Origin of the sequence: Lysinibacillus sp. NPDC056959, assembly GCF_042674095.1 — a bacterium.
Classification (GTDB): Bacteria; Bacillota; Bacilli; order Bacillales_A; family Planococcaceae; genus Lysinibacillus; species Lysinibacillus zambalensis.
On sequence record NZ_JBHURE010000030.1, the window covers coordinates 38,849 to 47,062 of the forward strand.

Genomic DNA, 8,214 nt, shown 5'->3' on the forward strand with positions numbered 1-8,214 from the left:
TACTCTAATTTTATTGTGTTAATATCTTGATACTTATTCACTTAAGATGAAATTTCGTCTGTCTTAGCCATTCTTTCATTGTTCTTCGATGATAAAAACTCTTCTAATGCCTGTTTGTTCTTATCTAAGTCAATATCCAAAACATCTCCTACATTCACACGTTTATCTGCATAGGAATTTGCAATCGGAATTCGTAAAGTGTCCATACTAGATTTTCCATTTACAATCCCTTTTCCAATGGTAAGGATTGTTTTATTATCAACATTTGTATCAAAGTATGAATCTGCAACACCAAGAAGCTTTGGTAAATTCATTAAGCTTGAAACACCGATTTGTTCTTTCACCTTTGTCAAAACCTCTTGCTGGCGTTCCACTCGTCCAAAATCACTTAAACGATCGTGGCGGAATCGTACATAGCCTAATAACCCGTCACCATGTAAAGTTTGTTTTCCCGGATTTAAGGTCATACCAATTCCATAGGACATTTCATAAGGAATATCAACTTCAATTCCATCCGGTGCTAAAAGATCTATAATTTTAGGGAATCCTTTAAAATCCACGAGAGCATAGTAATTAACATCAATATCAAAATTTTGCTTAATTGTTTTTCTTACTAGTTCAGGACCTCCGAAGGCAAAAGCAGAATTTATTTTATTCATTCCGTGCCCTGGGATGTCAACATACGTATCTCTCATGATAGATATAAGTTTTACATCATTCGTCGTTTGATCATAGTGTGCAATCATTAACGTATCTGATCTACCATCCTCGTCTCTAGCGTCACTTCCCATTAATAGCACATTAATCTGACCAAATTGCACATCCGCACCTTCAAATGGGTCATACGCCTTTTGGTCATCTTTATAAAGACCATCTTCTGCCATAGCCAAACCGCTATTGTATTGATACACCCCATAAATAATCACTGCTACGATTACTAATGCGAATGTTAAGATCAAATTCCTTAACCATTTACGGCTCTTTTTACTTTTTCTCATTAATATCCACCTATCATTAACGCTAATTTATTTTTTTAGTACTGCCTTTGTAGTAAGTTGTACTGCTATTGCATCGTCTAAATAACCAATTGGAAATAAATAATCCGGTATAACATCTACAGGGATTATAAAATATAACAATGTACTTCCAATTACGGTTAGTTCAAAAATTGTACCCTTCCCCAATGAGAATTTCTCATATAACTCTTTTAATTTGCTTATAAACGGACCTATGCTTCCTACACTCTTAATTTTTTCATCAAAATCCTTATAGATTGAACTTTTTCCTTCTTCTGTTTGCGCGTATAATCCATAGCTTTCTAGTTTCTGTTCAACATGTGCTACCGAAAATTCGTCATCATAAACATTTGAAGATTTAAGAAGAGCCTGTATTGCATCAACAGACGTATGAATATCTGAATCTGACTCTTCTTGTCTCTGTTCTATAGCGTATCCTGCTGCTTCAAAAAGATTGATTAACGGAACGCCAAGGCAGTCAGCAAATTTTTCTAAATGTTGTGGGGTCGCTTTTCTCTTTCCATTTATTATCCGTGAAATCGTAGCTGTATCGATTCCAGTGAGTTCACTAAACTTCCGCATAGACAATGAACGTTCTTTTAATAATTCTCTCAGCAATACACCAAGAGTAATACTGTTTCTATGCTCAACCATTTTCAATTCCCCCTTCTTTCCGTGACTAGCATACATTAAACAGTTGTATATAAAATTAAGATTATCAAAAAGTTTATTATTATGTTGACATTTTGTCAACACTTAAGATGAAATCTACCCATTTACGTCCAGTTTCGGCTTTGTGATGGCACAAAGATCGAGATGACAAGCGTTGAAAGACCGAGTAAACCTGCACCTACCCCACTCGTACGTTCATTCGCCGTTAAGGCAATGCCAGAAGCACCTACCCTCCTCATCCAACTTCTCCAGACTTATTGAAAAAGATTCCTCAGGATTTCTTACAATATCTTGTCCATAATCGAACTGCGCTTCATAGTTACTATCTGAAGTCTCTTCTTTCCATGGTTTCGCCAAAAGAATAATCCGAATACCGATTATAAATAATAGTAACGCTCCAATGATTACAGGAAGCATACCGGGTAGAACAGTTGAGAGCCAAACGCCAAATGTAATGCCTCCCATACTCATAAGAAAACAGATGAGCGAAATTACTTTATTTTTTTCAAATCTAACATTTATCTTTCGAATCCCGTATGATAGTCCGACACCCAAATTATCAATACTGGATGAAAAAGTAAAAGCTAAAATGATTAACCAAGTCGCTCAACCACATCCCTTATTTTTTTATATCATATTTTTCGCGTTGACAAACGGTGCGTATTTATCCGAAAAATATTGACGAAAAAACAACAAGACTTTAGTAACATCATAAAAAGTACTAAATAATATATCTAATACTTTAGGAAACATTGACTTATCACCGTAACATGAGGGTGATATTTTTATACGAAGAATTAATTTTATTTAGCTGGGACGGGTACCCTCTAAAGCAAACAAATTTACGCACACCAAAAAGACCTAACGAAATATTCATTTTTTCGCAAGGTCGGATAGGATATAGTAAATTACCATTTATGAACAGTTGGAAGTTACTCTTTCGTATTCGTATGGGTTAATAGCATACTCCTTTCAAAAAATTATTCATACTCACAATGAAGGCGGCCATATGATGCTGCCACATAAAATGCACTGCCCTACTACATAGTTCATTAATATTCACAAATAATTACCTAAAAATAAAATTTATACCAATTTTATATAGTTGAAATTTAATTTTCATCAGCTACTTGGTATTTTTTCACTTTAAGACACAACCATTTAAAACTAGGTTAATTTATCCTTTTGTTGATTTTACAGTTATTTATTTGTATAATTTTGTATAAAAATACAATATAATTTGAAGGAGTGTCATTAATGAAAAAACATATTTTAAGTTTATTTCTTGTGATGTTTGCTATGGTTGGATTCGCTTCAACAAGTCATGCATCAAATACGATTTATTTAGAATCTGGTAACACACATTCAAACACACTAACATCTCCAAAAGAATCACAGTGGTATCAAATTGATACTAAGCAAGATAACAGCGATCTTAATATTTATTTAGCAAATACAACTGCGCCAGTCAGATTTTCTCTATATGATAGTAATAAAAATTTAATTGCTTGGAGTGTCTCATCTACTTTCAAAACTTTAAAAGCTGGTACATACTATATTGAAGTTTATGATTACGATTGGGGTAATAGCTATTCTAGCGGTTCTTATGAAATTAAAGCGACGTATATGAATGGAAATGTAACTCATGATTTGACTACATTTGAACCTAATGATACAAGTGAAAATGCTTTCCCTATTCAGTCAGGAAAAAAGATTTCTTCTTTAATTTCAAATGAGTATGATGTTGATTTTTATAAATTTAGTACCAGTGTAGACAATGGTGATGTTTATATTTATTTAGCAAATACATCTGCACCAATCAAATTTAACCTATATGATAGTAATAAAAATTTAATTGCTAGCAATAACTTAACTCTTTTCAAATCTTTAAAAGCTGGTACATATTATATTGAAGTTTATGATTTCTATTGGGATAATAAATACTCTTCTGGTACGTATGATTTAATTGCGACCTATTCTACAAATTCTAAAGAGCACAATCCATCAACATTTGAACCTAATGATACGAGTGAACATGCTTTCCCTATCAAATCAAAGGTTTCAATCAACTCTCAAATTTCAAATAGCGATGATATTGATTTTTATTCAATTACCTCAAATGAAGAAGGATATGTTAACATCTCGTTATCCAATACTTCAGCGCCAGCACGTTTTGATATTTATGATGCAAATAAAAAATTGTTGGATAGTAGCTCACGGTCTTATTCAGAATATTTAGCAGCCGGCACATACTATATCAAAGTTTACAGTGACTATTGGGGTGATCAATACTCTTCTGGTACGTATACTTTAAATGCTGGTTATCCAAATGCACTAACAAAAAGCAACGAGATTTTATTATATTTAAATAGTACAACAGCCTATGTTAATGGTAAAAGTAAAATACTTCCTGTTGCACCTTTCACTAAACAAGAAACAACCTTAGTTCCTTTACGCTTTGTAAGTGAAGAGCTTGGTGCAAAAGTTAACTGGAATTCTAAAAATAATGATATTACAGTACAGTTAAACGGTACAAAAATCGTATTAAATACTGATAGCTATTATGTAACTGTTAACGGCTCTGATAAGAGACTTCAAGTAAAACCTGAAGTCATTAATGGCCCGACATTTGTTCCACTTCGCTTTGTAAGTGAAGAACTTGGTAAAACTGTACTATGGAACGCTAAAAACAAGAGCATTTTAATTAAATAATCACAATATATTTCTCTAGTAAACAAGGCGCTTACTTTGTTTACTAGAGATTTATTTGATAGGGATTTATTTCAAGACAGGTTCAAACAGATAAGAAGTAAAAGTCTGAGCCATCCTAGTTGTTAAATTAGCATTTTAGATGGTTCTTTTAATAAACCGCCTCTACTTATGATACGGTTCACCGTAATATGACTAAATGTGGTTTTTACACTTTAAATAAACCAACTAATACCATACTTATTAAAGATGAAATTATTCCCAAAAGTACATAATAAAATTCACTCTTGAAAACATATTATTTTTCATAAATTCCTTACTAAAATCCATTTGAAAATATAAAAATACTGGCAATACTAATGCTAGTACTATCCAATATTTCAATTCCCCCGTATTGCTAATTCCCTCCGTTATTTCAAACATAATCGGAAGCAATATCGCAAATAAAAAACCTTGTGTATATTTTTTTAGATATAGCTTCATTTTTATCCTTCCTAAATTTAATTAAATATTGTTTAATTACAGTAAAATTCTCATCACCATATTAACTGGTAGTTTTTTTAACTTTATTTTTCTCTCGTTCTTGAGCAACTTTCTTTAATAGTTGAATAAATTTTTTCTGTTCTTTTTCGCTACTCTTTAGTAGGTAGACACGAATAGAGCTTTCTAAATATTTTCTAACATGTTTATTGATAAAAAAGCTGCTATGATGCCTGTCATCTTCATATAACTCATTGAACCATGAAAAAAACTTTAGTTTATTAATATTGCGGTCCTCTGAAAGAAATGATGACTTTTTATTATGTCCCAAGCTCTCTTTTCATAAGTGCACTTACTTATGGTGCGGTTTACTGCATCAAAATAAAAAACTAAATCTTTTCCTTCAATAATTTTCTTTTTTTCTTATTTTTATACATCTTGGCATCTGCTTGGCTAAACAACTGCTCCATAACGCCGTAAGAGGAATTGCTATATTCATATCCGATAGATATTTTAATCGATGAGAACGGCAAATCTTTATAGTCTCTTAGCATTTTCATCTCAACATTTTTTAAATATTGCTCGACTTGTAAAACGCTTTTATTTGGAATAAGAATAGAGAATTCATCACCACCGATTCTTGCTATAAGCATGTCATTATCTGCATAAGCTTCCAAACAAGCTGCTGTTTCACAAACTAATTTATCTCCCATTTGATGACCGTATTCGTCATTAACCCATTTCAGCTCATCTAAATCTGCTAGGACTACTGTAATCGGGTCGTTGCGTTCGTTAAAATGAGCCATCTTTACTTGAAAAAAATCACGATTATACAAATTTGTTAAGGCGTCATGAGTAGATTTGTACTCTAATTGCTGTTGTAATACGATTTTATCATTAATATTTCTAAATAAACCTTGTATAGCTACAAACTTGCCGTCCTTATAAACAGGTGTAGCATATTCTTCAGACCAAATGTATTCCCCTAGATGATTTCTTAAGCGTACCGTAATAGGCTGGTTAAAATTAAGTGCCCCTACTATTTTCTTTACTAAGATCTCATAATCATCAGGATGGATTATTTCAAAAATTTTATCAGGATCCTGTACATGATCTCTTAATGCATTTGGACCAAGGAGATTATTGACAGTAGGACTTAAATATAGATATTTCAACTTAGGAACTGTCTCACAGTAATATAAAATATCACGTATATTTTCAACCGATTCCACCAGTGGTTCTAATAACTCTACTTTTTGTTGTAGCTTAGATTTTTGATAATGTAGGCGTATGCATATTAGTAAAAGTCCTATTATTATCCCCCCCAAAAAAATCCACATAAAAAAACCACCCTCATATAAATTGCGCAATTTCATTTTCCTGAAAATTACAACCGAATCTATTTTCTAAATTTTTTCAACATAAAGTAAATTATACCTTCATTTTACCTATAACAAAATGCTTATATATTATTTATACAATTCTTCCATATAATATAATAAAAAAATGACTTAATTGAGTAGCTGAACAGGTAAATCAATACTTTAGGTCTTTCATTTTTACCGCACTTAATTATGATACGGTTCTCCGCAATGTGACTAAATGCGGTTTATACACATTAAATAAACTAAAGAAAACCATAAATATTAAGACGAAATTATTCCTAAAAGTACATAATAAAATTCACTTAATGGTTCAAAATCACAAATCTGATTCGATGAAATGCCTAGCTATGTCAAGTGGGCTAATCTCGATAATAGAGCAAGATCCTTAATGTAATTATTACTTGGATTGAGGTCTCCAAATATAATTAATCATTAATCCTGCTAATCAATCATAAATAACCAACGACTTCCTTAGTAAAAACTATTGTAAAATCATAATACCTATGCACCAAAATGGAATTGGTAATAGCAATTGTATAACCATACATATCGCACATATTTTTAAACTTTTCTTAGACATGAATTTATCTCTAACTAAATAATAGATATAGACAACAATATTTGATAAGGCTCCTATAATTGCAGCTCTCATATAAATATTTAGATCATCACTGTAACCAAATAATGACCCAATGACTAATACGGATAAATAAACAATTGTAAATAGTATACCTATAGTATTATTAAATATTGTATATACTTTCATAACATCCCTCCTCAAAATCTAATGTTCAAATTCATGAAGATTCCAAACTACTTTTGTTGCTTTTAATAAAATATTTGGAGGAAAAACCACCCCACTTATTTCATGTACGGTTGTTCGTGATAGAACTAAATACAATTTAATGACTGATTTCCATTTTTCATATCCACTGATATATTAAAAATTATTATCACTATCTCTGATCAATCAATCTTCTAAGTCTCTCCTACATATTTATACGCCGTGTATGGTTTTTCTTTGGTAAATTAAGGATATCCTAGATTACGTCTTGTCGCTGTAAAAAATTCAACACCCATCTATAAACTTTAAAAATCAATAAAAAAACGCTTGGATATATTTTATCAAGACCTAATTTTAAAAAAGATAGAAAAATTAAAGGGTTCTACATATTAGTCATATATAATATGTAGAACCCTTTCTTCTTTTACTAAAGCACCCCGTTAGTTGAATAAAGAAAAAGACTATGTTAAAAGAAAAGGTTGATTTATAACGTTAAGGAATCCGCTGTATATGCAAGTTTTTATTCAAAATATGATTCAGTGCAATTTCTTTTGAACAGCATCGAAGGCTTTGATGTATCTAAGTTCAAACGATAGTGCATAAAAAGGTGTATATGAATGAAATAAAGAAAAACACTTAATACATTGGTATGACAACGTTTTAAGTGTTTTATTTCGTCCCAAAACTTTCATTTGGGAACATTATTCCGTATGGAATTGTATGAAAAAATGAAATACAATAGATATAATAAAATCACATAAAAAGAGATAAGATTTTTTGAATTTTGAATTAGAGTTAACTAAAATCATAAAAAGAGACAGTTATAATTGATTTTAATTTCATACTATCTATCCATACAAGGACCTGTGCAAGCAAAAGGAAAGCCAAATGTCGATACATCTTGTGGAGCAGCTGAAACAGTAGCAGAAACTGTAATTGATAATACGGCAACAAGTGCTAAAGCTTTTAATTTTTTCATTGTAATCCCCCCCCGTGTTAATATAATCAAAATATAACATATATTTACTTATATAAATTGAAAAATTATGATAATTGGAGGTTTACGAATGCAATTTTATATTCCTATAGTTATTGCTCTTGTAATAATAATTGTACAATATCATAATGCCAAGAAAGGAAATCTACTACTAACTGTCATTTTAGCAAC

At 31.2% G+C, this 8,214-nt stretch carries 9 protein-coding genes; 1 reads left to right on the plus strand and 8 read right to left on the minus strand.

Annotated elements, in window-relative coordinates; genetic code table 11:
• Window positions 1-41 precede the first annotated feature (41 nt).
• From ACFTQ7_RS22210 to ACFTQ7_RS22225, 4 genes are all read right to left on the minus strand, one after another.
• A complete protein-coding gene (locus ACFTQ7_RS22210; RefSeq protein ID WP_386831204.1) occupies window positions 42-998 on the minus strand; it encodes an LCP family protein in 957 nt (318 codons plus the stop codon).
• A gap of 27 nt (window positions 999-1,025) precedes the next feature.
• Window positions 1,026-1,670 (minus strand): helix-turn-helix domain-containing protein, encoded by a 645-nt coding sequence (locus ACFTQ7_RS22215; RefSeq protein WP_386831206.1) that lies wholly within the window; start codon window positions 1,668-1,670, stop codon window positions 1,026-1,028.
• 122 nt (window positions 1,671-1,792) lie between these two features.
• Complete coding sequence (locus ACFTQ7_RS22220; protein WP_386831220.1) at window positions 1,793-1,927, minus strand: hypothetical protein; 135 nt, start codon at window positions 1,925-1,927, stop codon at window positions 1,793-1,795.
• Window positions 1,884-2,243, minus strand: coding sequence for an MntP/YtaF family protein (locus ACFTQ7_RS22225; RefSeq protein WP_386831208.1), 360 nt, complete (start codon window positions 2,241-2,243; stop codon window positions 1,884-1,886). The genes ACFTQ7_RS22220 and ACFTQ7_RS22225 overlap by 44 nt, the downstream gene beginning before the upstream one ends.
• Before the next feature lie 702 nt (window positions 2,244-2,945).
• Between ACFTQ7_RS22225 and ACFTQ7_RS22230 the strand changes: the two genes are divergently transcribed.
• On the plus strand, window positions 2,946-4,400 hold the full coding sequence (locus ACFTQ7_RS22230) for a copper amine oxidase N-terminal domain-containing protein (protein WP_386831210.1): 1,455 nt from the start codon (window positions 2,946-2,948) through the stop codon (window positions 4,398-4,400).
• Between the two features lie 252 nt (window positions 4,401-4,652).
• Here the strand turns inward: ACFTQ7_RS22230 and ACFTQ7_RS22235 are convergent, their stop codons facing one another.
• The 4 genes from ACFTQ7_RS22235 to ACFTQ7_RS22250 form a co-directional block, all read right to left on the minus strand.
• Window positions 4,653-4,880 (minus strand): hypothetical protein, encoded by a 228-nt coding sequence (locus ACFTQ7_RS22235; RefSeq protein WP_386831212.1) that lies wholly within the window; start codon window positions 4,878-4,880, stop codon window positions 4,653-4,655.
• A 386-nt stretch (window positions 4,881-5,266) separates the two neighbouring features.
• The gene (locus ACFTQ7_RS22240; RefSeq protein ID WP_386831214.1) at window positions 5,267-6,217 is read right to left on the minus strand and encodes a sensor domain-containing diguanylate cyclase; all 951 of its coding nucleotides are present in this window, start codon (window positions 6,215-6,217) and stop codon (window positions 5,267-5,269) included.
• 526 nt (window positions 6,218-6,743) lie between these two features.
• A complete protein-coding gene (locus tag ACFTQ7_RS22245) occupies window positions 6,744-7,028 on the minus strand; it encodes a hypothetical protein (RefSeq protein ID WP_386831216.1) in 285 nt (94 codons plus the stop codon).
• Window positions 7,029-7,890: 862 nt separating this feature from the next.
• Complete coding sequence (locus ACFTQ7_RS22250; protein WP_386831218.1) at window positions 7,891-8,025, minus strand: hypothetical protein; 135 nt, start codon at window positions 8,023-8,025, stop codon at window positions 7,891-7,893.
• Window positions 8,026-8,214 lie beyond the last annotated feature (189 nt).

Coding starts and splice junctions, on each gene's coding strand:
- ACFTQ7_RS22210 (WP_386831204.1), bottom strand. CDS start 998: ATGAGAAAAAGTAAAAAGAGCCGTAAATGGTTAAGGAATTTGATCTTA.
- ACFTQ7_RS22215 (WP_386831206.1), bottom strand. CDS start 1,670: ATGGTTGAGCATAGAAACAGTATTACTCTTGGTGTATTGCTGAGAGAA.
- ACFTQ7_RS22220 (WP_386831220.1), bottom strand. CDS start 1,927: ATGAGGAGGGTAGGTGCTTCTGGCATTGCCTTAACGGCGAATGAACGT.
- ACFTQ7_RS22230 (WP_386831210.1), top strand. CDS start 2,946: ATGAAAAAACATATTTTAAGTTTATTTCTTGTGATGTTTGCTATGGTT.
- ACFTQ7_RS22235 (WP_386831212.1), bottom strand. CDS start 4,880: ATGAAGCTATATCTAAAAAAATATACACAAGGTTTTTTATTTGCGATA.
- ACFTQ7_RS22240 (WP_386831214.1), bottom strand. CDS start 6,217: ATGTGGATTTTTTTGGGGGGGATAATAATAGGACTTTTACTAATATGC.
- ACFTQ7_RS22245 (WP_386831216.1), bottom strand. CDS start 7,028: ATGAAAGTATATACAATATTTAATAATACTATAGGTATACTATTTACA.
- ACFTQ7_RS22250 (WP_386831218.1), bottom strand. CDS start 8,025: ATGAAAAAATTAAAAGCTTTAGCACTTGTTGCCGTATTATCAATTACA.